Source organism: Streptomyces sp. NPDC004542, from assembly GCF_040610035.1.
GTDB lineage: Bacteria > Actinomycetota > Actinomycetes > Streptomycetales > Streptomycetaceae > Streptomyces.
In genome coordinates, this window is the sequence record NZ_JBEXLP010000049.1 from 17,317 (window position 1) to 40,576 (window position 23,260).

The window sequence follows — 23,260 nt, forward strand, 5'->3', positions numbered from 1 at the left end:
CCCCGTCCGGCCGGCCCACCGCGGGTGCCGGTCAGGTGCCGTCGCGCGTCCCGCCCGTGACGCCCCCGCCCACAGTGAACCCGATCACCGAGCCGCCGCCCTCGCGCCGGAACGCGAACGGGGAGCCGCCGTGTGCCATGGCCACCTCCCGCACGATGGACAGACCGAGACCGGAGCCGGGCAGGGAACGGGCGTCGGCGGCGCGGTAGAAACGGTCGAAGATGCGGATGAGGTCGCCGTCGACGACGCCCGGACCGCGGTCGAGGACCTCGACGCGGACCGGCCCGGGCCGGGCGGGACCGGCGATGCTGACCTCGATGGGGGCCTTGCCGTCGCGGTCGAACTTGGCGGCGTTCTCGACCAGGTTCGACATGGCGCGCTGGAGCATGCCGGGACGGCCGTCGGTGGTCGTGTCGCCGCTCGCCCGCAGCACGATGTCCCGGCCGGTACGGCGCCGGGCGAGGCCCACCACGTCCTCGGCGATGTCGGCGACGTCCACCCGCTGCGGCGGCTCGGTGTCGGACTGTCCGGCGGCGAGATCGACGAGCTCGTTGACCAGGTCGGTCAGCTCGCGGGCCTCCTGGGTGAGGTCGGCGACGAGGTCCTCACGGGTGGCCGGCGGGAGTTCGTCGATGCGGCGCAGGAGCGAGATGTTCGTACGGAGCGAGGTCAACGGGGTGCGCAGTTCGTGGCCCGCGTCCTGCACCAGGCGGCGCTGGTCCTCCTCGGACTGGGCGAGGCGGCCCAGCATGCGGTCGAAGGCACGGCCGAGGCGGCCCACCTCGTCGTATCCGGCGACGGGCACCTCGATGCCCAGCTGCCGGGTGCGGGCGACGTCCTCGGCGGCCGAGGTGAGGATCACCAGGCGGCGGGTGATACGGCGGGCCAGCCACCAGCCGAACAAGCCGGCGGCGACCACGACCGCGGACATCAGCGCGAGCGTCCGCTGCTGCAACGCCCGCAGCAGGTCCTCGGTATCGCTGAACTCCTGCGCCACCTGCACCGCCCCCCGCCCGTCGCCGAGCGCGACGGTCGCGACGCGGAAGAGGTCCTCGCCGACCCGGACGTCCTTGTGCTCGACCAGCTTCCCGGCCGCCGCCGCACCGGCGGTGGTCCGGTCGCGGGCGGTCACGGGCAGCACCGGGCTGCCGTGGTCGATGATCTGGCCCTCGGCGCCGAGCACCTGGACGTCGGTGCGGGCCGGCCGGACGACGTCGTGGCCGGGGCGCGAGGAGGAGAAGTCGTCCGGCGCCATGTCCTGCTGCCGCACCTCGTCCTGCACGTCCTGCACGACCTCGGTGAACACCGACTGCTGGTCGACGCGGACCAGCCGGGCGGCGGCGCTGTAGGAGAGGATGCCGACGAGGATCGTGACGGCGGCGGTCACGGCCGCGAAGGACACGGCGAAGGTGGTGCGCAGCGACACCAGCTTGGGCCGGCGCCGGGCCGGCAGCCGCCCGAGGCGGCCCACTCAGTCCTCCCGCAGCACGTAACCCACGCCCCGGACGGTGTGGATCAGCTGCGGGGCGCCGGGCTCGTCCAGCTTGCGGCGCAGATAGCCGACGTAGACGGCGAGGTTCTTGGAGCCGGGGCCGAAGTCGTAGCCCCAGATGCGGTCGTAGATGGTGGAGTGGTCGAGGACGATGCCCGCGTTGCGGACGAGCAGCTCCAGCAGCTCGAACTCGGTGCGGGTCAGCTCCAGCTCCCGCCTGCCCCGCCAGGCGCGGCGGGCCTGGAGGTCCATGCGCAGGCCGGCGGCCTCGGTCTGCCGGTCGGAGACCTGCGGGTCGGCCTTGCTCACCTCGGGGGTGCCGCCGTTGCCGCCGCTGCCTCCCGCGGTGCCCGCGGTGACCGGGCTGGTACGGCGGAGCAGGGCGCGCAGGCGGGCGAAGACCTCCTCGACGTCGAACGGCTTGACCACGTAGTCGTCGGCGCCGGCGTCCAGGCCCGCGATGCGGTCGGCGGTCTCCACCAGCGCGGTGAGCATCAGGATCGGCGTCCGGTCGCCCTCGGCGCGCAGCACCCGGCACACCTGGAGGCCGTCGATGCCCGGCATCATCACGTCCAGGACGAGGACGTCCGGCGGGGTCCGGTGCGCCTGCGCGAGCGCCTCGACGCCGTCGGCGACCGCCGTGACCTCGTAGCCCTCCAGGCTCAGGGCACGCTCCAGGGCATGGCGGATGGCACGGTCGTCTTCGGCGAGCAGCACAGTCTGGGGCACCTTCCCAGTCTGCCAAGGCCTCCGGCGGTTCGGCCGGGGCGAGTGGGCCTACGATCACCCTTTTTACCTGGCTCTCACCGTGCGCGGGGCAACCGCGCCCCGGCCCGGGGGCTGCCGCCCCCGGGCTCCCGCTCCGGCGGACTCCGGGTCACCCTCTCAGCGCCGCCAGCTGCTGCTCGAACGGCACCACCGCGAGACCGCCGTCGTCCTCGGCGCCGTCCTGGGGCCCGTCCTCGGCCTCGGCCGGCCGGGTCCCCGACAGCCCCGCCATCAGCGCGGCCAGCTCCCCGGCGGCCCGCTCGATCCGTTCCGCCAGGCCCTGCGCGCCCCAGTCCTCCGAGGCCGCGTAGACGGCGGTCGGCACGACCACGGCCCGCAGGTAGGCGAACAGCGGACGCAGCGCGTGCTCCAGGACGAGCGAGTGCCGGGCCGTCCCGCCCGTCGCCGCGATCAGCACCGGCTTGCCGGCCAGCGCGTCCTGGTCGAGCACGTCGAAGAAGGACTTGAACAGCCCGCTGTAGGAGGCGGTGAACACCGGGCTGACGACGATCACGCCGTCGGCCGCGGCCACCGCGTCCAGCGCGTCCGCCAGCGCCCGGCCGGGGAACCCGTTGGTGAAGTTGTGCGCGATCTCCACCGCGAGGTCCCGCAGTTCGATCACCCGTACCTCCGCCGCGGTCCGCTCGGCGGTGGTCTTCGCCAGCCGGTCGGCCAGCAGCCGGGTGGAGGACGGGACGCTCAGCCCCGCCGAGACGACGACGAGCTTCATGCGACGGTCACCTCCTGGGAAGCGGCGGCGAGCAGGGACTGGTGGGTGGGGGCCTCCGGCACGCCGGCCGGGCGGCCGGCGGCGAATTCCTTGCGCAGCACCGGCACGACCTCTTCGCCGAGCATGTCGAGCTGTTCCAGCACGGTCTTCAGGGGCAGGCCGGCGTGGTCCATCAGGAACAGCTGACGCTGGTAGTCACCGGCGTACTCGCGGAAGGACAGCGTCTTCTCGATCACCTGCTGCGGGGAGCCGACCGTCAGGGGCGTCTGCTCGGTGAAGTCCTCCAGCGAAGGGCCGTGCCCGTACACGGGGGCGTTGTCGAAGTACGGGCGGAACTCGCGCACCGCGTCCTGCGAGTTCTTCCGCATGAACACCTGGCCGCCGAGGCCGACGATCGCCTGCTCGGGCGTGCCGTGGCCGTAGTGCGCGAACCGCTTCCGGTAGAACTCGACCATCCGCTTGGTGTGGTCGGCCGGCCAGAAGATGTTGTTGTGGAAGAAGCCGTCGCCGTAGTACGCGGCCTGCTCGGCGATCTCCGGGGAGCGGATGGAGCCGTGCCAGACGAACGGCGGCACGTCGTCCATCGGCCGCGGTGTGGACGTGAAGCCCTGCAGCGGCGTGCGGAACTTGCCCTCCCAGTCGACGACGTCCTCGCGCCACAGCCGGCGCAGCAGGGCGTAGTTCTCGACGGCGAGGTTGATGCCCTCCCGGATGTCCTTGCCGAACCAGGGGTAGACCGGGCCGGTGTTGCCGCGGCCCATCATCAGGTCCATCCGGCCGTCGGCCAGGTGCTGGAGCATCGCGAAGTCCTCGGCGATCTTCACCGGGTCGTTGGTGGTGATGAGGGTCGTGGAGGTGGAGAGGATCAGCTTCTCCGTACGCGCCGCTATGTAGCCGAGCATCGTGGTCGGGGACGAGGGCACGAACGGCGGGTTGTGGTGCTCACCGGTCGCGAAGACGTCCAGGCCGACCTCCTCGGCCTTCAGCGCGATGGCGACCATGGCCTTGATGCGCTCGCGCTCGGTCGGCGTACGGCCCGTGGTCGGGTCCGGTGTGACATCACCGACGCTGAAGATCCCGAACTGCATGGTCGCTCAACCTCCAAGTTGTTGACCGTTAAACTATATCCCTCCGAACGAGTCCCCTCGGCCGTATATTCCGCCCACCCCGTCAGCCGTCGCCCGCACCCCGTGCCCGCCCACCGACGTGGGCCGGGCCCGCGGCACGGCATCGACGCACCCACCCCGCCCCCCGACCGCCCCCGTGGGGCCTCGCCCGGCCCCGAGCAGTCCCCCGGGTCAGACCCGGCCCTCCCGGAGCCGGGCGATCCGCTCCCCGCTCAGCTCCACCGTCCGCCTCATGTGCCGGACGACGAGCGCCGGTTCGGCGTCGTCCAGGTCGTCGAAGAGCGTCCCCCGGGTGCCGCCGAGGCGGTCCCACATCCGCCCCAACTCGGCGGCCTTCTCCGGCACGGTCGCCACCAGCACCCGCCGCCGGTCCACCGCGTCCCGCTCCCGGACGACGTACCCCGCCCTCTGCCGGTCCACCAGCCGTGTCGCCGGCCCCGTGGTCAGCCCGGTCGGCTCCGCGACACGGCCGGCGGTGACCGGCGCCTCCTGAAGCGTGAGCGGATTCAGGCACTGCAGGTCGGTGGGGTGCAGGCCGAGACGGTCGGCGACGGCCTGGTGGAACAGGGCGTACGACGCCAGGTACCGGCGGGAGACCGTGGACAGCTCCGCCAGCAGACCCGACCGGCCGTCCCCCGCAGCGTCCCCGGACCTGACCGCCCCTTCCGTCCGCGTCGCGCGGAGAGCGTCCGGCACAGCGGACTCGCCGGCCCGCCCCCGCTCAGAACGCGTACGGGTCCCCCGTGGCCAGCACCAGCACCCGCTCCGCCTCGTGCGTCTTGCCGGGCTCGGCGGCGCCACCGGTCCACGCCGTCTCCACCTCCATCGTCACCTCCGGCGGCCGCCCCTCCAGCCGCACCGAGAGGGCGATCTGCTCACCCAGCCCGTGCGCGGCCAGCGCCCCGGTACGGCACACCACCGCCCGCTCCTCCGTGCGCGCGCACCCCGCCGGGAGCTGCTGCACGTCCGCGAGCGCCGCCGACCAGCGCAGCCGTACGCTCGCGTCCGGGACGGCGGCCGGTCCGTCGTTGCGCGGGGTCAGCCACACGTCCACCTGGCCGCCGGCCAGCATCGCGGAACCGTGATACGCCAGGCCGGCCGAGGGATCACCGGCCCAGGCGGCCCCGGCGCCCGCGAGCGCGGACAGCCCGGCCAGCCCGGACACGGCCAGGCTCCGCAGGCCCTGACGACCTCGTGACCCTCGCAGACCCCGCAGCCCTCGCATGACACCACTCCTCACCTGCACGTACCGGACATGTACGCATCTACAGGATGTATGCCACGGGGAGCGGACCGCAGGCGCCCTCCATCAGGTGACGCGCCCGTGCGAAGCTGCCGCCATGCTCGTCCTCCGCTCCGCCGCCCTCTTCGTCGTCGCCGCCCTCTTCGAGATCGGCGGCGCCTGGCTCGTCTGGCAGGGCGTGCGCGAGCACCGGGGATGGCTCTGGGCGGCCGGCGGCGTGATCGCACTCGGCGCCTACGGATTCGTCGCCACCTTCCAGCCCGACGCCCACTTCGGCCGCGTCCTCGCCGCCTACGGCGGGATCTTCATCGCCGGTTCCCTGCTGTGGGGCGTGATCGCCGACGGCTACCGCCCCGACCGCTGGGACGTCACCGGCGCGGTCGTCTGCCTGGCCGGAATGGCCGTCCTCATGTGGGCGCCCCGCAGCGGGGGCTAGGCCCCTGACCGTTCGCGGGCCGAACGGCCCTGCCACCGGCCCGCCGCGGTCGCCTACCCTTGGCCCCGACCGACCACCGCACGCCCGAGGAGCCGCCCCCATGGCCACCGCAGCCCCGTCCGCCGCCTCCCGCATCGCCGTCGTCACCGGTGCGAGCAGCGGAATCGGCGCCGCCACGGCCCGGCAGCTCGCCGCGGCCGGATACCGCGTCGTCCTCACCGCCCGCCGCGAGGACCGCATCGAGGCACTCGCGGCGGAACTGACGGCGGCCGGTCACTCGGCGACCGCGTACCAGCTCGACGTCACCGACCGCGCGGCCGTCGACGAGTTCGCCACCGCCTTCGGGACCATCGGCGTCCTCGTCAACAACGCCGGCGGCGCACTCGGCGCCGACCCCGTCGCCACCGGCGACCCCGCGGACTGGCGCACGATGTACGAGACGAACGTCATCGGCACGCTCAACCTCACCCAGGCCCTCCTCCCCAAGCTCGTCGCGAGCGGCGACGGCACGGTCGTGGTGGTCTCCTCCACCGCCGGCCACGGCACCTACGAGGGAGGCGCGGGCTACGTCGCCGCCAAGCACGGCGAACACGTCCTCGCCGAGACCCTGCGCCTGGAGATCGTCGGGCAGCCGGTCCGCGTCATCGAGATCGCGCCCGGCATGGTCCGCACCGACGAGTTCGCCCTCACCCGCTTCGGCGGCGACCAGGAGAAGGCGGCCAAGGTGTACGAGGGCGTCGCCGAACCCCTCACCGCCGAGGACGTCGCCGACACCATCACCTGGGCGGTGACCCGCCCCAGCCACGTCAACGTCGACCTCTTGGTCCTGCGCCCCCGCGCCCAGGCCTCCAACACCAAGGTCCACCGGGAGCTGTGATGCCCGACCACGACAGGACGCTGGAGAAGCGCCGCCTGGAGCAGGAGACCAAGGACGAGCGCAAGGTCTGGTACTTCCTCGCCTACTTCCTCTTCGGCATCCACATCGTGGCCTTCGTCATGATCTACGCGGTACGCCACGGCCACTGAACGCAGCGCACCGGCCCGTCCGCCGAGGCGTCCGGGCCCGCGGTCGTCTCAGCCCTTCACACACACGACCTGCTTCAGCTTCGCGACGACTTCCACCAGGTCCCGCTGCTGGTCGATGACCTGCTCGATCGGCTTGTAGGCGCCGGGGATCTCGTCGACGACGCCGGAGTCCTTGCGGCACTCCACGCCCTGCGTCTGCTCCTCGAGGTCCCTGGTCGAGAAACGGCGCTTGGCCGCGTTGCGGCTCATGCGCCGGCCGGCGCCGTGCGAGGCGGAGTTGAAGGACTTCTCGTTGCCGAGGCCCTTCACGATGTACGAACCCGTGCCCATCGAGCCGGGGATGATTCCGTACTCGCCGGACCCGGCCCGGATCGCGCCCTTGCGGGTGACGAGCAGGTCCATGCCCTCGTAGCGCTCCTCGCTCACGTAGTTGTGGTGGCAGGAGATCTCCGGCTCGAAGGCCGGCTTCGCCTTCTTGAACTCCTTGCGGATCACGTCCTTCAGGAGCGCCATCATGATCGTGCGGTTGTGCCTGGCGTACTCCTGCGCCCAGAACAGGTCGTTGCGGTACGCCGCCATCTGCGGGGTGTCCGCGACGAAGACGGCGAGGTCGCGGTCGATCAGGCCCTGGTTGTGCGGGAGCTTCTGGGCCACGCCGATGTGGTGCTCGGCGAGTTCCTTGCCGATGTTCCGGGAACCGGAGTGGAGCATCAGCCAGACGGAACCGGTCGAATCCGTGCAGACTTCGATGAAGTGATTCCCGGATCCAAGCGTCCCCATCTGCTTTTCCGCCCGCTCGTGACGGAACTTGACCGCTTCCGCGATCCCGTCGAACCGCCCCCAGAAGTCGTCCCACCCGGAAGTGGCGAGCCCGTGGAACCGCCCCGGCTCGACAGGGCTGTCATGCATCCCGCGCCCCACCGGAATCGCCTGCTCGATCCGCGACCGCAGTCGTGACAGATCCCCCGGCAGGTCGTTCGCCGTCAGCGACGTCCTCACCGCCGACATCCCACAGCCGATGTCCACCCCGACCGCCGCGGGGCACACGGCCCCCCGCATGGCGATGACCGAGCCGACCGTCGCGCCCTTGCCGTAGTGGACGTCCGGCATGACCGCCAGGCCCTTGATCCACGGGAGGGTGGCGACGTTGCGGAGCTGCTGCAGGGCCACGTCCTCGACCGTCGCGGGGTCGGTCCACATGCGGATCGCGACCTTCGCGCCGGGCATTTCCACGTACGACATGTCTTCCTCGTCCCCCTGGGGTGCAACAAAAATGTATGAAAAGCGGCAAAACGCAAAAGCAGCGCGAAGGTTGGCGGAAAGGGACAGCGAACCGGCGTCCACAGCAGTGCGTGCGATACACATTGTCCTCAGGGGACGCCCCGCTGCGGCAAGCGAATTACCAGCGGGGACACTGGATGACCGATCGCCCGGGACACTGTCGAGAGGAGCCTGACCGTGCAGCGGAAGGCGTACGTAACCGGCACCGCCGCCCTCCTCGCGGCGCTGCTGGCCGGCTGCACGAGCGGCTCGGGCGACACGGGTTCGACGGACGACGCGAACCCGGGCGACGCCGGCACGGCGACGGCCGTGGCGCAGCCCGGCAAGTACCGCACGCTCCCCGAAGCCTGCGGCGCGGTCGGTCACGACACCCTCGACTCGCTCCTGCCGGGCATCCGGCAGATCGCCGACCAGGACCAGCGGGACAAGGCGTACCAGGGCGAGGCGACGCTCACGTACGACACGGACCGCACGGTCGGTTGCCGCTGGAAGGCCGATTCCGCGGAGGCGACCGACCACCTCGTGGTCGACTTCGAGCGGGTGGTGTCGTACGACAACTCGGTGAGCGACGACAGTCAGGCGGAGAAGCTGTTCGCGGACCGGCAGACCGCGGCCGACCTTCCCGAGCCGCAGGTCTCGGCGTCGGGGCCCGCGTCGGGTTCCGCCTCCGGGTCTCCTTCCGCGTCCTCGTCCGCCTCGGCCGCGGGCGGGGAGCCGACGTCCACGGTGGCACCCTCGGCCGGTGCCTCCTCGAGCGCCTCGCCGTCAGGTTCCTCCGGCGGTTCCCCGGGTACCGACGCGGCCGATCTCCAGCCTCGTACGCTGGACGACCTGGGCGACGAGGCGTTCCTCGACGACCAGCTGACGGACTCCGGTTCGACGGCGGAACAGCGGACGGTGACTGTGGTGTTCCGCACGTCCAACGTGATCGTGACCATCGAGTACGCGGAACAGCCGATGACGGTCGGGGTCGTCCCGGACAGCAAGGAAATGCAGGACAGGGCGCGTGATCTGGCGGCCAAGCTGGACGACGCGCTGGGCGGTTAGAGGTGCCGCGGGGCCCTCAGGGGGCCGTGCGCGAACGCCGCGAAGACAAGCCGCACAGCTCGCTCACCGCGTACCGTGACCCATCGGACCCGATCCGACCGCAGGAAACACGAGCGTCATGAGTGAAGGAACCATGCAGCGAGCAGCCCAGCGAGACGACCAGCGTGCCCAGCGAGTCCAGCTCCTCCCCCGCCTTCTTGTCTGTGCGGCGGCGGTCCCCGTGATGCTGGTGGCGGCCGGCTGTTCGTCGGACTCCGGATCCGACGAGGGTGCGACGGGCTCGCAGCAGACCGCCGCGACCGGCGAGGGCGGGGGCAGCGCCTCCGCGAGTGCCTCTGCGACGGTGCAGGCGGCCGCGTACGCGAAGTTGCCGGAGCCGTGTGCGGTGCTGTCGAAGAAGACCCTGGGTGACATGGTGCCCAAGGGTGCGAAGTCGGGCAAGGAGGGTACGTCGAGCGACACTTCGTCCCGGGCCAGCTGCTCCTGGAGCAGCCTCGACAACAACGGGGTGAAGGGCTCGCAGTTCCGCTGGCTCAACGTCTCGCTCATCCGCTTCGACTCGGACGCCAACCGCGGTTCGGGGGACAAGCAGGCGCAGGTGTACTACGCCGACCAGGTCAAGGCGGCGCAGTCGGTGTCGGGCGCGAAGAACGCCCAGACGGAGCCGGTCGCCGGTACGGGTGACGAGGCGTCGGCGGTGCACTACGACCTGAAGAAGAAGGAAGGCAGCTTCAAACAGCAGACCGTGGTCGCGCGGGTGGAGAACGTCGTCGTCACCCTCGATTACAACGGTGCCGGTCTGGCGGGTGAGAAGACACCGGCCGCGGACGGTCTGACGAAGGCGGCCAAGGAAGCGGCCAAGGAAGCGGTGGCCGCGGTGGCCAAGGCCAACGGCCAGGATGCGGGCGGCAGTTCGGACACGGGCTCCGGTGCGGGTTCGGGCGGGGCGAGTTCCTCGCCGTCGAAGCCGGCCTCCGGGTCGGCGTCCGCGTCGCCGTCGGCGCCGGCTTCCGGGAAGCCGTCCGCGAGCGCGTCCCCGTCGAAGTCGGCGGCTTCGAAGGGCTGACCGGCACCACGTTCGCCGTACAGGTGTGCCACCCTGTTCCGCGCAAGAACACGCAAGGGGAGGGGAGTGTCGAGTGGCCGCGCCACTGCAGCTGACTCGGATGCACCGCGTTCTCATCGGCGTGGTCGTGACCGGCGCCCTGATCATCGCCGGCATCGGCTTCGCCGGTTCGTACGCGGCCGTCCGTGAGCTGGCCATCAAGAAGGGCTTCGGGAACTTCGCCTACGTGTTCCCGATCGGCATCGACGCCGGCATCTGTGTCCTGTTGGCCCTGGATCTGCTGCTGACCTGGATCCGCATCCCCTTCCCGTTGCTGCGTCAGACGGCCTGGCTGCTGACGATCGCGACGATCGCCTTCAACGGTGCGGCGGCCTGGCCGGACCCGCTGGGTGTGGGCATGCACGCGGTGATCCCGGTGCTGTTCGTGGTCTCGGTCGAGGCGGCCCGGCACGCGATCGGGCGGATCGCCGACATCACGGCGGACAAGCACATGGAGGGCGTCCGGCTCACCCGCTGGCTGCTCTCCCCGGTGCCGACCTTCCTGTTGTGGCGCCGCATGAAGCTGTGGGAGCTGCGCTCCTACGACCAGGTGATCAAGCTGGAGCAGGAACGTCTCGTCTACCAGGCCCGGTTGCGTTCCCGGTTCGGCCGGGCCTGGCGGCGCAAGGCTCCGGTGGAGTCGTTGATGCCGCTGCGTCTCGCGCGGTACGGGGTGCCGCTGGCGGAGACGGCTCCGGAGGGTCTGGCCGCGGCGGGCATCGAGCCGCCGGTGCTGCCCGCCGCGCGCCAGGTGGAGGCCTACGCCGCTCCGCGGGCCGTCGAGGCCGCGCCGGCCGTGCCGCGGCAGGCGCCGCCGGTCGAGGAGCAGCGGCGGTACGAGCCCGAGCCGCCGGAGGAGCAGAGTCCCTGGTTCAACGTGCCCCAGCAGGTCGAGTACCAGGGCGACTACGACCCCACGTACGACCCGGAGCAGTACGCCCAGTGGTACGCGGAGCAGCGGCAGGCCAAGCAGTACCAGGAGCAGCAGTCGCAGTACGACGAGCCCTCCCCGGAGGAGACCGGCAGCTTTCCCATCCCGGTGAGCCCCGGCCGTACCCGTGAGCTGGGCGGGGGCGGCGGCGCGCCGGAGCCGGACGAGGACGCGTACTACCAGGTGTTCAAGCAGTCGATCAACGGCAGCTACCCGACGCCGCGTGAGTTCGGCGAGAACGTCGAGGCCGAGTTCAGCATCGGTCTGCCCCCGGAAGAGGCCAAGCGCATGGTCAACCGCTTCACGAACCGCTACAACGCGGAGCTGGAAGAGGACCACATCGCCTAGCGCGGGCAAGCGGAAGGCGCCCGGTGCGGGAGAGCACCGGGCGCCTTCTGCTTGGTCTCGGCCTTACTCGCGTCTCACTCCCCGAGCAGGGCCCGCACCCGCTCCTGGCCCACCGCGAGCAGCAGCGTAGGCAGCCGCGGGCCGGTGTCACGGCCGACGAGCAGGTGGTAGAGCAGGGCGAAGAACGACCGCTGGGCGGTCTTGATCTCCGGCGGCAGCTCCTTGGGCGTGGCGTCGGCGGAGAACCCGGCCTGGACCTTGGGCACGCCGTAGACGAGGTGGGTGAGTCCGTCGAGCGACCAGTGGTCGGCGAGCCCGTCGAGCAGCAGCCGCAGGGACTGCTGGGAGGGCTCGTCGAGGGACTTGAGCAGCTCGGCGTCGGGTTCGTCGCGAACGATGGTGCGCTGGTCGGCCGGGACGTGGGTGTTGATCCAGGCCTCGGCCCTGTCGTAGCGCGGCCGGACCTCGTCCAGGGAGCCGAGCGGGTCGGCCGGGTCGAGCTCGGACAGGATGCGCAGGGCCTGGTCCTGGTGGCCGGCGGTGATGTCGGCGACGGAGGCGAGGGTGCGGTAGGGCAGCGGGCGCGGTGTCCTCGGCAGCTCACCGGCGGCGGTGCCCACGGCCCGGGTGTACGCGGCGACGTCGCCGGGCAGCGCGGAGCTGTCGGCGACCTTGGCCGCCAGCTTGTCCCACTCGTCGTACAGCCGCTGGATCTCCTGGTCGAAGGCGATCTTGAACGATTGGTTGGGCCGGCGGCGGGCGTACAGCCACCGCAGCAGCTGCGGTTCCATGATCTGCAGCGCGTCGGCGGGCGTGGGCACGCCACCGCGCGAGGACGACATCTTCGCCATGCCGCTGATGCCGACGAAGGCGTACATCGGGCCGATGGGCTGCTTCCCGCCGAAGATCCCGACGATCTGCCCGCCGACCTGGAAGGAGGAGCCCGGCGACGAGTGGTCGACACCGCTCGGCTCGAAGACGACCCCCTCGTACGCCCAGCGCATCGGCCAGTCGACCTTCCACACGAGCTTGCCGCGGTGGAACTCGCTCAGCCGGACGGTCTCGGAGAAGCCGCAGGCGTCGCAGGTGTAGGCCAGTTCGGTGGTGTCGTCGTCGTAGGAGGTGACCGTGGTGAGGTCCTTCTCGCAGTCGCCGCAGTACGGCTTGTACGGGAAGTACCCGGCGGCGCCGGAGCTGCCGTCGTCCTCGGCGGCCGCGCCGGAACCCTCCTCGGCCTCCAGTTCGGCCTCGTCGACGGGCTTCTGCTGCTTCTTGGCGGCGGGCTTGGGCTTGGTGCGGTACTGGGCGAGGATCGCGTCGATGTCGCCGCGGTGCTGCATGGCGTGCAGGATCTGGTCGCGGTACACGCCGGAGGTGTACTGCGCGGTCTGGCTGATCCCGTCGAACTCGACGCCCAGCTCGGCCAGCGACTCGGTCATCGCGGCCTTGAAGTGCTCGGCCCAGTTCGGGTACGCCGACCCGGGCGGGGCGGGCACGGAGGTCAGGGGCTTGCCGATGTGCTCCTGGTAGGTGTCCTCCTCGACCCCGGGGATGCCCTTGGGCACCTTCCGGTAGCGGTCGTAGTCGTCCCAGGAGATCAGGTGCCGGACCTGGCGGCCGCGGCGGCGGATCTCGTCGGCGACGAGGTGCGGGGTCATCACCTCGCGGAGGTTGCCCAGGTGGATGGGGCCCGAAGGGGAGAGCCCGGACGCGACGACGACCGGTTTGCCAGGGGCCCGGCGCTCCGACTCCTCGATGACCTCATCCGCGAAACGGGAGACCCAGTCGGTGGTCTCGGTGCTCTGAGCCACGATCGGCACGTCCTTCTTTCTGAACGGGGTGACACCCCATTCTCACAGACCGGCTCGCGCCCGGGAAAACGGCTTTACCCACCATGGGATACTGACTGGGTCTATCCATCCCCACGAGGAGAACGGCACCCCTTCCTATGGCCTCGGTCACGTCCCTCAGCGACTCCGTCCAGCAGCACCTCGCGTCCGCCCTCTCGGCCACCCTGCCGGAGGCCGCCGGCGCGGACCCGCTGCTGCGACGAAGCGACCGGGCCGACTTCCAGGCCAACGGGATCCTGGCGCTCGCCAAGAAGGCGAAGGCGAACCCGCGGGAGCTGGCGGCCCAGGTGGTCGCGCGGGTGGAGTCCGGTGACGTGATCAAGGACATCGGGGTCTCCGGTCCCGGCTTCCTGAACATCACCATCGCCGACCGGGCGATCACGGAGAACCTGGCCGCGCGCTACGCGGACGAGTCGGGCCGGCTCGGCGTGCCCCAGGCCGCGAACCCGGGCACCACGGTGATCGACTACGCCCAGCCGAACGTGGCGAAGGAGATGCACGTCGGCCACCTGCGCTCGGCGGTGATCGGCGACGCGGTGGTCCAGCTCCTGGAGTTCACCGGCGAGAACGTGGTCCGTCGCCACCACATCGGCGACTGGGGCACCCAGTTCGGCATGCTCATCCAGTACCTGGACGAGCACCCGCACGAGCTGGACCACAAGCAGGACCAGGTCAGCGGTGAGGAGGCGATGTCGAACCTCGACCGCCTCTACAAGGCGGCGCGGAAGCTGTTCGACTCGGACGAGGAGTTCAAGACGCGGGCCCGGCGCCGGGTCGTGGACCTCCAGGCCGGGGAGCCGCACACCCTCGCCATGTGGCAGAGGTTCGTGGACGAGTCGAAGATCTACTTCTTCTCCGTCTTCGAGAAGCTGGACATGGAGATCCGGGACCCCGACATCGTCGGCGAGTCGGGTTACAACGACATGCTCGCCGAGACCTGCCGCCTGCTGGAGGAGTCCGGCGTCGCCGTCCGCTCCGAGGGCGCCCTCTGCGTCTTCTTCGAGGACATCAAGGGCCCGGACGGCAACCCGGTCCCGCTGATCGTGCAGAAGTCCGACGGCGGCTACGGCTACGCGGCGACGGACCTCTCCGCGATCCGTGACCGCGTCTTCCACCTGAAGGCGGACACCCTGCTGTACGTGGTGGACGCGCGGCAGTCCCTGCACTTCCGGATGGTCTTCGAGACCGCGCGCCGGGCGGGCTGGCTGGGCGAGGACGTCAAGGCGCACCAACTGGCCTTCGGCACGGTCCTCGGCAAGGACGGCAAGCCGTTCAAGACACGTGAGGGCGAGACGGTCCGGCTGGTGGACCTGCTCGACGAGGCGATCGAGCGGGCCTCGGCCGTCGTGCGCGAGAAGGCGCAGGACCTGTCCGAGGCGGAGATCGCCGAGCGGGGTGCCCAGGTGGGCATCGGCGCGGTGAAGTACGCGGACCTGTCGACGTCGGCGAACCGGGACTACAAGTTCGACCTGGACCAGATGGTCTCGCTGAACGGCGACACCAGCGTGTACCTGCAGTACGCGTACGCGCGTATCCAGTCGATCCTGCGGAAGGCCGGGGACGTACGCCCCTGCGCGCACCCGGAGTCGGAGCTGCACCCGGCGGAGCGGGCACTCGGCCTGCACGTCGACGCCTTCGCGGAGACCGTCGCCGAGGCGGCCACGGAGTACGCCCCGCACAAGCTGGCGGGGTACCTCTACCAGCTGGCGTCGCTGTACACGTCGTTCTACGACAAGTGCCCGGTCCTCAAGGCGGAGACGCCGGCGCAGGTGGAGAACCGCCTGTTCCTGTGCGACGTGACGGCCCGCACGCTGCACCGGGGCATGGACCTGCTGGGCATCAGGACGCCTGGGCGTCTGTGAACCGGACCTGACGGGGCGGGCGCTGTCAGTGCCCGCCCCTAGAGTCGGCGGCATGGCGACTCTTCCCAACCCCCTGCCCAGACTGGCGTCCGACCCGAGCGGGCGTTCCCTGGGGCTCCAGCTCCCGCCCGGGAGGCTGGTCGACGCGACGATCGACGGGCCGTGGCCGGAGCCGCTGCTGTGGCACGCCGACAAGCAGGCGTCGCCCGGCAGCTGGGCGGCGCTCGGCCTGCCCGCCGCCCGGGCGGGTCTGCTGCCCGTGCTGGTCGAGACGGCCGGCTCCCAGGGCGGCCCGGACCGGTGGGAGCTGAGCCCCGAGTACGCCTCCTACCCCGGGGACCACGACGCCGAGGAGGTGCTCGCGGGGTACTGGGAGGACGACGAGGAGTACCCGCCCGACGAGGAACTCGGCGAGCTGCGGGCGCCGTTCGGACCCCGCTGGCCCGGTCTCGCGCCCGCGGGTGCGCTGACCGTCGACCCCGGCACCCGCGCGGCCCGGCTCGCCGACACGCTGACCGACGGCTCCCACTCCTGGTTCAAGGATCCGCGGCTCGCCCTCGTCCCGGCCCGGCGGTCCGCCGACATTCCGGCCGCGATCGGCTGGTGCGGCCCGGTGAACCACGACAACGACGTGGCGCGGCTCTGCGCGGTCCTGCGTTCCTGGGAGGACCGCTTCGGCGTACGGGTCGTCGGCCTCGGCTTCGACACCCTGGTCGTCTCCGTGGCCGCCCCGCCCACCACCCTCGCCGACACGGAGGCGCTGGCCGCGGAGCACTACGCGTTCTGCCCGGACAACGTCACGCAGAGCGGAATGGGCACGGTGGGCGCCTACGCCGAGGAACTGGCCGGCGAGTCCGTCTGGCACTTCTGGTGGGACTGAGCCGTACCGGCGGCCCTCACCCGAGGAGGGTAGATCCCCACCCCCTTCGCCAGCCTGCGCAGGCCCTCCGTGATCTCCTGTGGTGTCTGGGTCACGAAGCAGAGGCGGAGGGTCGCGCGGTCGGCTTCGCCGGTGTGGAAGGGGGCGCCGGGGACGTAGGCCACGTCGTGCCGTACGACGTCGGGGAGCAGGGGGGGGAGACGTGATGATTCCCGCGACGGCTTCGGGTGATAACGGTGATCACCAGTCGCCCCGGCCCAGCTTCTGGGCCGCCTCGACCGCCCAGTAGGTGAGGATGTTCCGCGCACCGGCCCGCTTGATCCCGGTCAGCGTCTCCGGGATCGCCCGGTCGCGCTCGATCCAGCCCTTCTCGGCGGCGGCCTCGATCATCGCGTACTCGCCGGAGATCTGGTACGCGGAGACGGGCACGTCCACGGCGTCCGCGACGCGGGCGAGGACGTCGAGGTAGGGACCGGCCGGCTTGACCATCACCATGTCGGCGCCCTCCTGGAGGTCCAGCTCCAGCTCACGCAGGGACTCGCGCCAGTTGGCGGGGTCCTGCTGGTAGGTCTTGCGGTCGCCCTTGAGGGAGGAGGCGACGGCCTCGCGGAAGGGGCCGTAGAAGGCGGAGGAGTACTTGGCGGTGTAGGCGAGGATCGCGACGTCCTCGCGGCCGATCTGGTCCAGCGCGTCGCGGATGACGCCGATCTGCCCGTCCATCATCCCGCTCGGCCCGACCACGTGGGCGCCCGCGTCGGCCTGCACCTGGGCCATCTCCGCGTAGCGCTCCAGGGTGGCGTCGTTGTCGACCCTGCCCTCGGCGTCCAGTACCCCGCAGTGGCCGTGGTCGGTCGTCTCGTCGAGGCACAGGTCGGACATCACCAGCAGGTCGTCACCGACCTCGGCGCGGACGTCACGGAGGGCGACCTGGAGGATGCCGTCCGGGTCGGTCCCCGCCGTCCCCAGGGCGTCCTTCTTGCTGTCCTCGGGCACGCCGAACAGCATGATCCCGGAGATCCCGGCCTCCACCGCCTCCAACGCGGCCTTCTTCAGGCTGTCGCGGGTGTGCTGCACGACACCGGGCATGGCGGCGATCGGCACGGGCTCGCCCACGCCTTCCCGGATGAACGCCGGGAGGATGAAGTCGGCGGGGTGCAGCCGCGTCTCGGCGACCATCCGCCGCATGACGGGCGAGGTCCGCAGCCGCCGGGGACGCGTACCGGGGAAAGATCCGTACTTCGTCATACCTTCTACGCTACGCCCGCCCGTCCCCCACCTTTGCCGACGCCCTGTCGGCCCTGAGGGGACGCGGCGGAACCGCTGTACGAGGCCTGCCCGCTCAGTCTCCTCGGAGGTCCGCGAGGAGATCACGACGAAGGCGATTCGGTCGCAGGGCGGGGCGGCGGTGGATGGACCAGGAAGTCGGCGTAGCGGGCGGACATCCCGACGACGGTTGCCACGCTGGGCCGCCGGTCAGGTCCAGGTGAGCTCGCCCGTGGTGGGGACGAGTGAGCCGAGGTGGCGGAGGACGTCCTGCGGACCGTCGATGACGGTCGTGTGGGGCCTGCCCGCGTACTCCCGCGCCCATGCGTGGGTCATCACAGAGCGCATGAGGAACACCCGACGACCGTGCTCCCACGCGAGTCGGGCCTGCGTCCGGGCGCCGCTGCGGTAGGCGGCCTTCCTGCCGTACGCCTCCGCCCGCTGACGGACCCGCCGCACGGCCGTCCGTCTCCTTCGGACGGCAAGTGGCAGACATGGGCCGGCCTTCGAGTCCGTCACCTGTGGTTTCAGGGCATCCACCTGGCCCATTTCTTCCACTTGCGCGCCGCGCCCCGAGCGGAAGTGCACGAGGGCGGGACGTGCCCCCCGGCACATCCCGCCACCCGTTCACGCTCGCGGCGTCACCGTGTCACCGCGTCACGTCGTCGACCGACGCCTCCGCGCCCCCGGCCTCCGCTCGCTCGGGCGCGTCACCGGATCCCCGGCCTCCAGTGCGGCCAGGCGGCGCTTCCTGCCGAAGTCGGCCAGGGCCTCCGCGAGCCTGAGGGCGGAGGGTTCGGGGGCCATGACGTCGACGCGGAGGCCGTGTTCCTCGGCCGTCTTGGCGGTGGCCGGGCCGATGCAGGCGATCACCGTCACGTTGTGCGGCTTGCCGGCGATGCCGACCAGGTTCCGGACGGTCGAGGACGAGGTGAAGAGCACCGCGTCGAAGCCGCCGCCCTTGATCGCCTCGCGGGTCTCCGCCGGGGGCGGCGAGGCGCGGACCGTGCGGTAGGCGGTGACGTCGTCGACCTCCCAGCCGAGTTCGATCAGACCGGCCACCAGGGTCTCGGTGGCGATGTCGGCGCGCGGCAGGAAGACACGGTCGATCGGGTCGAAGACCGGGTCGTAGGGGGGCCAGTCCTCCAGGAGGCCTGCGGCCGACTGTTCACCGCTCGGGACCAGGTCGGGCTTCACGCCGAAGGCGACCAGGGCCTTCGCCGTCTGCTCGCCCACCGCGGCGACCTTGATGCCCGCGAAGGCGCGCGCGTCGAGGCCGTACTCCTCGAACTTCTCCCGGACCGCCTTGACGGCGTTGACCGAGGTGAAGGCGATCCACTCGTAGCGGCCCGTCACCAGGCCCTTGACCGCCCGCTCCATCTGCTGGGGCGTGCGCGGCGGCTCCACGGCGATCGTCGGCACCTCGTGCGGGACGGCACCGTAGGACCGCAGCTGGTCGGAGAGAGACGCCGCCTGCTCCTTGGTGCGCGGCACGAGGACCCGCCAGCCGAACAGCGGCTTGGACTCGAACCACGACAGCTGGTCGCGCTGGGCGGCGGCGGAACGCTCACCGACCACGGCTATCACCGGCCGGCCGCCCTCGGGGGACGGCAGCACCTTGCCCTGCTTCAGCGTCTGCGCGATCGTGCCGAGGGTCGCGGTCCAGGTGCGCTGGCGCGTCGTCGTACCGGCGACGGTGACCGTCAGCGGGGTGTCCGGCTTGCGGCCGGCCGCGACGAGCTCGCCCGCGGCGGCGGCGACGGAGTCCAGCGTCGTCGAGACGACGACCGTGCCGTCGGAGGCGCCGACCTCGGTCCAGCAGCGGTCGGAGGCGGTACGGGCGTCCACGAACCGGACGTCCGCGCCCTGCGCGTCCCGCAGCGGCACACCGGCGTACGCGGGCACGCCGACGGCGCTCGCGATGCCGGGGACGACTTCGAAGGGCACCCCGGCGGCGGCGCAGGCGAGCATTTCCTCGGCCGCGTACGTATCGAGTCCCGGGTCCCCGGTCACCGCACGGACGACCCGCCTGCCGCCCCGCGCGGCCTCCATGACAAGATGAGCGGCATCCCGCGCGGGCGGGACGGCTGCGGTGGTTGACGTGCCGTCAACGACCGTCAGCTGAGGCGTGCCTGTGCCCGGATACGCGTCCGAGGAAGGATCCGTGTCCGTACGCACGACGGAGACGCCTTGCCTGGCGTGTCCGCGGATCACGTCGAGCACGTCGTGCTCGGCGACGAGGACGTCCGCGTTCGCCAGCGCCTCTACGGCGCGCAGAGTCAGCAGTCCCGGATCCCCGGGTCCGGCTCCCAGGAAGGTGACGTGCCCGTGTTCGAGGCCGGTGGGAAGGGTGGTGGGGCTCAATGTGCTCGCTCCCCCATCAGACCGGCCGCGCCCTGGGCGAGCATCTCGGTGGCGAGTTCGCGACCGAGTGCCATCGCCTGTTCGTGTGACTGGGGCACGGGACCGGTGGTGGACAGCTGCACCATGCGTGTGCCGTCGGTCGTGCCGACGACGCCGCGCAGGTGCATTTCGTTGACATTCTGTTCGTCGGCGTGGGGGTCCCCCCGCTCGAGCGGAGCCGAGAGTGGGGAAAGGTCGGCCAGCGCGCCCACAGGGGCGCTGCAACCGGCCTCCAGGGCGGCGAGCAGTGACCGTTCGGCGGTCACGGCGGCCCGGGTGAACGGGTCGTCGAGTTCGCCGAGAGCGGCGATCAGCTCCGCGTTGTCCGCGGCACATTCGATCGCCAGTGCCCCCTGGCCGGGGGCCGGCAGAACCGTGTCGACCGACAGGAAGTCGGTCACCTCGTCGATCCGGCCTATTCGGCTCAGGCCGGCGGCGGCGAGGACGACGGCGTCGAGTTCGCCGTCGTGGACGTACCGGATCCTCGTGTCCACGTTGCCGCGGATCGGGACGGTCTCGATGTCCAGCCCGTGGGTGCGCGCGTACGCGTTCAGCTGCGCCATGCGGCGCGGCGAACCCGTGCCGATCCGGGCGCCCCGGGGCAAGTCGGTGAACTTCAGCGCGTCCCGGGCGACGATCACGTCGCGGGGGTCCTCGCGGACGGGGACGGCGGCCAGCGCCAGTTCCCCGGGCTGCGTGGTCGGCAGGTCCTTCAGCGAGTGCACCGCGAAGTCGACCTCGCCCCGCAGCAGCGCGTCACGCAGCGCGGTGACGAAGACGCCGGTGCCGCCGATCTGCGCGAGGTGCTCGCGGGAGACGTCGCCGTACGTGGTGATCTCGACGAGTTCGACCGGCCGTCCGGTCAGTCGGCGCACGGCGTCCGCCACCTGCCCGGACTGGGCCATGGCGAGCTTGCTCCGCCTGGTCCCCAGCCTCAGCGCTCTCGTCTCCTTGTGTGGCGTACTCATGCCGGCCCTCGGTTCCTGGCCTCGTTCTCGGTGCTGTCCCCGGCCCGGGAGACGGCGGCCACCGTCTCGGGGTCGAGGTCGAAAAGGGTGCGCAGCGCGTCCGCGTACCCGGCGCCGCCGGGCTCGGCCGCGAGCTGCTTGACCCGGACGGTCGGCGCGTGCAGCAACTTGTCGACGACACGGTGCACGGCCTGGCGGATCTCGCCGCGCTGGCGGTCGTCCAGGCCGGGCAGCCGCCCGTCGAGCCGGGCGATCTCGCTCGCGACGACGTCGGCGGCCATGGTGCGCAGGGCGACCACGGTCGGCGTGATGTGGGCGGCCCGCTGGGCGGCGCCGAAGGCGGCGACCTCGTCGCCGACGATCCGGCGGACCTGGTCGACGTCGGCGGCCATCGGCGCGTCCGCGGAGGCCTCGGCCAGCGACTCGATGTCGACCAGCCGCACCCCGGCCAGGCGGTGCACGGCCGCGTCGATGTCGCGGGGCATGGCGAGGTCGAGGAGGAAGAGGACGGGGGCCGGGCGCGATGTGCCGGTCACCGGCTCGGGTCTGCGGCGCTCGGGGATGCGGCCGGCGGTGGCGGCGGTCGCGGCGAGCGCGGTGATCAGCTCGGCGTCGGCCTCGGGGGTGCGGCGCGCGGCGTCACGGCGGTCGACGGTGCCGTTGTCCACCCAGGCGCCGTGCTGTTCGAGGGTCGCCGCGTCGATGCCGGCCACGGCGGCCTCCCCCATCACGGAGAAGCCGGTGGCGCCCTGGACCGCGGACACCTCGAGCGGACAGCCGTCGTCGGTGCCGATGCTGGTGGGCGGCAGCGGGGCGGGGCGTACGCCGGTGCCGGCGGTACGGCCGTCGCCGTCGGCGGCCGTGGGCTCGCCGGTGCGGCCCTCGACCGCGCCCGCGATCGCGGCGGCCGTCAGGACCAGGCCCGTCGCGCCGGTACAGGAGACGGCGATGTCGGCACGTGTCAGCTCCAGCGCGACGGCGTCCATCGGCACCGCGCGGGCCCGCACGTCGGTGTCGGCCGCCTCGCTGAGTATCTGTGCCAGGCGCTCGGCGCGGTCCTGGGTGCGGTTGGCGACGACGACCTCGGCGACACCGGCACGCGCGAGCGTCGCCGCGGCCAGGGAGGACATCGAGCCGGCGCCGATGACCAGCGCCTTCCTGCCCTTGGCCCAGGCCTGCACGTCCGTGCCCGCGGCCAGCTGCTCCAGGCCGAAGGTGACCAGGGACTGGCCGGCCCGGTCGATGCCGGTCTCGGAGTGGGCGCGCTTGCCGACCCTCAGGGCCTGCTGGAACAGGTCGTTGAGCAGGCGTCCAGCGGTGTGCAGCTCCTGCGCCCTGGCCAGGGAGTCCTTGATCTGGCCGAGGATCTGGCCCTCGCCGACGACCATCGAGTCCAGTCCGCAGGCCACCGAGAAGAGGTGGTGGACGGCCCGGTCCTCGTAGTGCACGTAGAGGTAGGGGGTGAGCTCCTCCAGGCCGACGCCGCTGTGCTGGGCGACCAGCGTGGACAGCTCGGCGACACCGGCGTGGAACTTGTCCACGTCGGCGTACAGCTCGATGCGGTTGCAGGTGGCGAGCACCGCCGCCTCGGTGGCCGGTTCGGCGGCGACCGTGTCCTGCACCAGCTTGGCCTGGGCGTCCGCGGCGAGCGCGGCGCGTTCCAGGACGCTGACCGGGGCGCTGCGGTGGCTCAGCCCGACGACGAGGAGACTCATGCCGGCATCACGGCGGGTACGTCCCCGTCTGGCCCCTGGTCGGCGGAGTTCTCGCGGGTGACGGCGGGCAGCGCGCCGTCGCCGGCGGCGGTCTCCTCGCCGGCCTTGCGCTGCTCGTGGAAGGCGAGGATCTGCAGCTCGATGGAGAGGTCGACCTTGCGCACGTCGACGCCGTCCGGGACGGACAGGACGGTCGGCGCGAAGTTCAGGATGGAGGTGACACCGGCGGCGACCAGGCGGTCGCAGACCTGCTGGGCCGCGCCCGCGGGAGTGGCGATCACGCCGATGGAGACGCCGTTGTCCTCGATGATCTTCTCGAGCTCGTCGGTGTGCTGCACCGGGATGCCGGCGACGGGCTTCCCGGCCATCGCCGGGTCGGCGTCGATGAGCGCGGCGACGCGGAAGCCGCGGGAGGCGAACCCGCCGTAGTTGGCGAGGGCGGCGCCGAGGTTGCCGATGCCGACGATGACGACCGGCCAGTCCTGGGTCAGGCCGAGCTCGCGGGAGATCTGGTAGACGAGGTACTCGACGTCGTAGCCGACACCGCGCGTTCCGTAGGAGCCCAGGTAGGAGAAGTCCTTGCGCAGCTTCGCGGAGTTCACTCCCGCGGCGGCGGCCAGCTCCTCGGAGGAGACCGTGGGCACCGAGCGCTCCGACAGCGCGGTCAGGGCTCGGAGGTACAGCGGAAGCCTGGCGACGGTGGCCTCGGGAATCCCTCGGCTGCGGGTCGCCGGTCGGTGAGTTCGGCCAGTTGCCACGGTGCTCCTGCGGGTAGAGCGGGGCTG

At 71.8% G+C, this 23,260-nt stretch carries 22 protein-coding genes and 1 pseudogene; 8 read left to right on the forward strand and 15 right to left on the reverse strand.

The features are described 5' to 3' along the window. Positions 1-31: 31 nt before the first annotated feature. From ABZX30_RS24515 to ABZX30_RS24540, 6 genes are all read right to left on the reverse strand, one after another. Complete coding sequence (locus tag ABZX30_RS24515) at positions 32-1,471, reverse strand: HAMP domain-containing sensor histidine kinase (RefSeq protein WP_355936892.1); 1,440 nt, start codon at positions 1,469-1,471, stop codon at positions 32-34. Continuing rightward, positions 1,472-2,221: a response regulator transcription factor gene (locus ABZX30_RS24520; protein ID WP_355936894.1), complete on the reverse strand. Its 750-nt coding sequence runs from the start codon at positions 2,219-2,221 to the stop codon at positions 1,472-1,474. A 148-nt stretch (positions 2,222-2,369) separates the two neighbouring features. Then, positions 2,370-2,990, reverse strand: a complete 621-nt coding sequence (locus ABZX30_RS24525) for a CE1759 family FMN reductase (RefSeq protein ID WP_355936896.1) — start codon at positions 2,988-2,990, stop codon at positions 2,370-2,372. Then, complete coding sequence (locus ABZX30_RS24530; protein WP_355936899.1) at positions 2,987-4,078, reverse strand: LLM class flavin-dependent oxidoreductase; 1,092 nt, start codon at positions 4,076-4,078, stop codon at positions 2,987-2,989. Before ABZX30_RS24530 ends, ABZX30_RS24525 begins: the two co-directional genes overlap by 4 nt. Before the next feature lie 210 nt (positions 4,079-4,288). Then, complete coding sequence (locus tag ABZX30_RS24535; protein WP_355936980.1) at positions 4,289-4,735, reverse strand: MarR family winged helix-turn-helix transcriptional regulator; 447 nt, start codon at positions 4,733-4,735, stop codon at positions 4,289-4,291. A 103-nt stretch (positions 4,736-4,838) separates the two neighbouring features. Continuing rightward, complete coding sequence (locus tag ABZX30_RS24540) at positions 4,839-5,342, reverse strand: hypothetical protein (RefSeq protein WP_355936902.1); 504 nt, start codon at positions 5,340-5,342, stop codon at positions 4,839-4,841. 115 nt (positions 5,343-5,457) lie between these two features. On the opposite strand from ABZX30_RS24540, the gene ABZX30_RS24545 reads away from it, so the two are divergent. From ABZX30_RS24545 to ABZX30_RS24555, 3 genes are all read left to right on the forward strand, one after another. Then, positions 5,458-5,796, forward strand: a complete 339-nt coding sequence (locus tag ABZX30_RS24545) for a YnfA family protein (protein WP_355936905.1) — start codon at positions 5,458-5,460, stop codon at positions 5,794-5,796. Positions 5,797-5,896: 100 nt separating this feature from the next. Continuing rightward, positions 5,897-6,673 (forward strand): SDR family NAD(P)-dependent oxidoreductase, encoded by a 777-nt coding sequence (locus ABZX30_RS24550; protein WP_355936907.1) that lies wholly within the window; start codon positions 5,897-5,899, stop codon positions 6,671-6,673. Beyond that, positions 6,673-6,822 carry a hypothetical protein gene (locus ABZX30_RS24555; RefSeq protein WP_355936910.1) on the forward strand — a complete coding sequence of 50 codons (150 nt, stop codon included), beginning with the start codon at positions 6,673-6,675 and terminating at the stop codon, positions 6,820-6,822. The genes ABZX30_RS24550 and ABZX30_RS24555 overlap by 1 nt, the downstream gene beginning before the upstream one ends. 48 nt (positions 6,823-6,870) lie before the next feature. On the opposite strand, the gene ABZX30_RS24560 is transcribed toward ABZX30_RS24555, so the two are convergent. Then, the gene (locus ABZX30_RS24560; protein WP_355936913.1) at positions 6,871-8,064 is read right to left on the reverse strand and encodes an RtcB family protein; all 1,194 of its coding nucleotides are present in this window, start codon (positions 8,062-8,064) and stop codon (positions 6,871-6,873) included. Between the two features lie 216 nt (positions 8,065-8,280). On the opposite strand from ABZX30_RS24560, the gene ABZX30_RS24565 reads away from it, so the two are divergent. The 3 genes from ABZX30_RS24565 to ABZX30_RS24575 all read left to right on the forward strand — a co-directional run bounded on the left by ABZX30_RS24565 (position 8,281) and on the right by ABZX30_RS24575 (position 11,534). Continuing rightward, positions 8,281-9,150 (forward strand): DUF3558 domain-containing protein, encoded by an 870-nt coding sequence (locus ABZX30_RS24565; protein WP_355936916.1) that lies wholly within the window; start codon positions 8,281-8,283, stop codon positions 9,148-9,150. Between the two features lie 118 nt (positions 9,151-9,268). Next, the gene (locus tag ABZX30_RS24570; RefSeq protein WP_355936919.1) at positions 9,269-10,216 is read left to right on the forward strand and encodes a DUF3558 domain-containing protein; all 948 of its coding nucleotides are present in this window, start codon (positions 9,269-9,271) and stop codon (positions 10,214-10,216) included. Between the two features lie 100 nt (positions 10,217-10,316). Continuing rightward, positions 10,317-11,534 (forward strand): DUF2637 domain-containing protein, encoded by a 1,218-nt coding sequence (locus ABZX30_RS24575; RefSeq protein WP_355936983.1) that lies wholly within the window; start codon positions 10,317-10,319, stop codon positions 11,532-11,534. Positions 11,535-11,608: 74 nt separating this feature from the next. Here ABZX30_RS24575 and lysS read toward each other — a convergent pair whose 3' ends face one another. Beyond that, positions 11,609-13,354: a lysine--tRNA ligase gene (lysS, locus tag ABZX30_RS24580; protein ID WP_355936922.1), complete on the reverse strand. Its 1,746-nt coding sequence runs from the start codon at positions 13,352-13,354 to the stop codon at positions 11,609-11,611. Between the two features lie 128 nt (positions 13,355-13,482). On the opposite strand from lysS, the gene argS reads away from it, so the two are divergent. Then, a complete protein-coding gene (gene argS, locus ABZX30_RS24585) occupies positions 13,483-15,246 on the forward strand; it encodes an arginine--tRNA ligase (RefSeq protein WP_355936924.1) in 1,764 nt (587 codons plus the stop codon). 52 nt (positions 15,247-15,298) lie between these two features. After that, entirely contained in the window at positions 15,299-16,126 is an 828-nt protein-coding gene (locus tag ABZX30_RS24590; protein WP_355936926.1) for a DUF4253 domain-containing protein, read from the forward strand. On the opposite strand, the pseudogene ABZX30_RS24595 reads toward ABZX30_RS24590, so the two are convergent. The 7 genes and pseudogenes from ABZX30_RS24595 to ABZX30_RS24625 form a co-directional block, all read right to left on the reverse strand. Then, positions 16,075-16,317 (reverse strand): annotated as a pseudogene (locus ABZX30_RS24595) (hypothetical protein); the annotation flags it as partial. The gene ABZX30_RS24590 and the pseudogene ABZX30_RS24595 sit on opposite strands and share 52 nt — an antisense overlap. 49 nt (positions 16,318-16,366) lie before the next feature. Continuing rightward, complete coding sequence (gene hemB, locus ABZX30_RS24600; RefSeq protein WP_355936929.1) at positions 16,367-17,371, reverse strand: porphobilinogen synthase; 1,005 nt, start codon at positions 17,369-17,371, stop codon at positions 16,367-16,369. A gap of 228 nt (positions 17,372-17,599) precedes the next feature. Beyond that, positions 17,600-17,848: a hypothetical protein gene (locus ABZX30_RS24605; protein WP_355936932.1), complete on the reverse strand. Its 249-nt coding sequence runs from the start codon at positions 17,846-17,848 to the stop codon at positions 17,600-17,602. Between the two features lie 198 nt (positions 17,849-18,046). Then, positions 18,047-19,753: a uroporphyrinogen-III synthase gene (locus ABZX30_RS24610; protein ID WP_355936935.1), complete on the reverse strand. Its 1,707-nt coding sequence runs from the start codon at positions 19,751-19,753 to the stop codon at positions 18,047-18,049. Beyond that, positions 19,750-20,760, reverse strand: a complete 1,011-nt coding sequence (hemC, locus tag ABZX30_RS24615) for a hydroxymethylbilane synthase (protein WP_355936938.1) — start codon at positions 20,758-20,760, stop codon at positions 19,750-19,752. The genes ABZX30_RS24610 and hemC overlap by 4 nt, the downstream gene beginning before the upstream one ends. After that, positions 20,757-22,475: a glutamyl-tRNA reductase gene (locus ABZX30_RS24620; protein WP_355936941.1), complete on the reverse strand. Its 1,719-nt coding sequence runs from the start codon at positions 22,473-22,475 to the stop codon at positions 20,757-20,759. Before ABZX30_RS24620 ends, hemC begins: the two co-directional genes overlap by 4 nt. After that, a complete protein-coding gene (locus tag ABZX30_RS24625) occupies positions 22,472-23,233 on the reverse strand; it encodes a redox-sensing transcriptional repressor Rex (protein WP_355936943.1) in 762 nt (253 codons plus the stop codon). Before ABZX30_RS24625 ends, ABZX30_RS24620 begins: the two co-directional genes overlap by 4 nt. Between the last annotated feature and the right edge of the window lie 27 nt (positions 23,234-23,260).

What these genes read in the sequence shown, in the direction of transcription:
- ABZX30_RS24525 (WP_355936896.1), bottom strand. Translation starts at nt 2,990, where the DNA reads ATGAAGCTCGTCGTCGTCTCGGCGGGGCTGAGCGTCCCGTCCTCCACC.
- ABZX30_RS24530 (WP_355936899.1), bottom strand. Translation starts at nt 4,078, where the DNA reads ATGCAGTTCGGGATCTTCAGCGTCGGTGATGTCACACCGGACCCGACC.
- ABZX30_RS24540 (WP_355936902.1), bottom strand. Translation starts at nt 5,342, where the DNA reads ATGCGAGGGCTGCGGGGTCTGCGAGGGTCACGAGGTCGTCAGGGCCTG.
- ABZX30_RS24545 (WP_355936905.1), top strand. Translation starts at nt 5,458, where the DNA reads ATGCTCGTCCTCCGCTCCGCCGCCCTCTTCGTCGTCGCCGCCCTCTTC.
- ABZX30_RS24550 (WP_355936907.1), top strand. Translation starts at nt 5,897, where the DNA reads ATGGCCACCGCAGCCCCGTCCGCCGCCTCCCGCATCGCCGTCGTCACC.
- ABZX30_RS24555 (WP_355936910.1), top strand. Translation starts at nt 6,673, where the DNA reads ATGCCCGACCACGACAGGACGCTGGAGAAGCGCCGCCTGGAGCAGGAG.
- ABZX30_RS24560 (WP_355936913.1), bottom strand. Translation starts at nt 8,064, where the DNA reads ATGTCGTACGTGGAAATGCCCGGCGCGAAGGTCGCGATCCGCATGTGG.
- ABZX30_RS24570 (WP_355936919.1), top strand. Translation starts at nt 9,269, where the DNA reads ATGAGTGAAGGAACCATGCAGCGAGCAGCCCAGCGAGACGACCAGCGT.
- ABZX30_RS24575 (WP_355936983.1), top strand. Translation starts at nt 10,317, where the DNA reads ATGCACCGCGTTCTCATCGGCGTGGTCGTGACCGGCGCCCTGATCATC.
- argS (WP_355936924.1), top strand. Translation starts at nt 13,483, where the DNA reads ATGGCCTCGGTCACGTCCCTCAGCGACTCCGTCCAGCAGCACCTCGCG.
- ABZX30_RS24590 (WP_355936926.1), top strand. Translation starts at nt 15,299, where the DNA reads ATGGCGACTCTTCCCAACCCCCTGCCCAGACTGGCGTCCGACCCGAGC.
- hemB (WP_355936929.1), bottom strand. Translation starts at nt 17,371, where the DNA reads ATGACGAAGTACGGATCTTTCCCCGGTACGCGTCCCCGGCGGCTGCGG.
- hemC (WP_355936938.1), bottom strand. Translation starts at nt 20,760, where the DNA reads ATGAGTACGCCACACAAGGAGACGAGAGCGCTGAGGCTGGGGACCAGG.
- ABZX30_RS24620 (WP_355936941.1), bottom strand. Translation starts at nt 22,475, where the DNA reads ATGAGTCTCCTCGTCGTCGGGCTGAGCCACCGCAGCGCCCCGGTCAGC.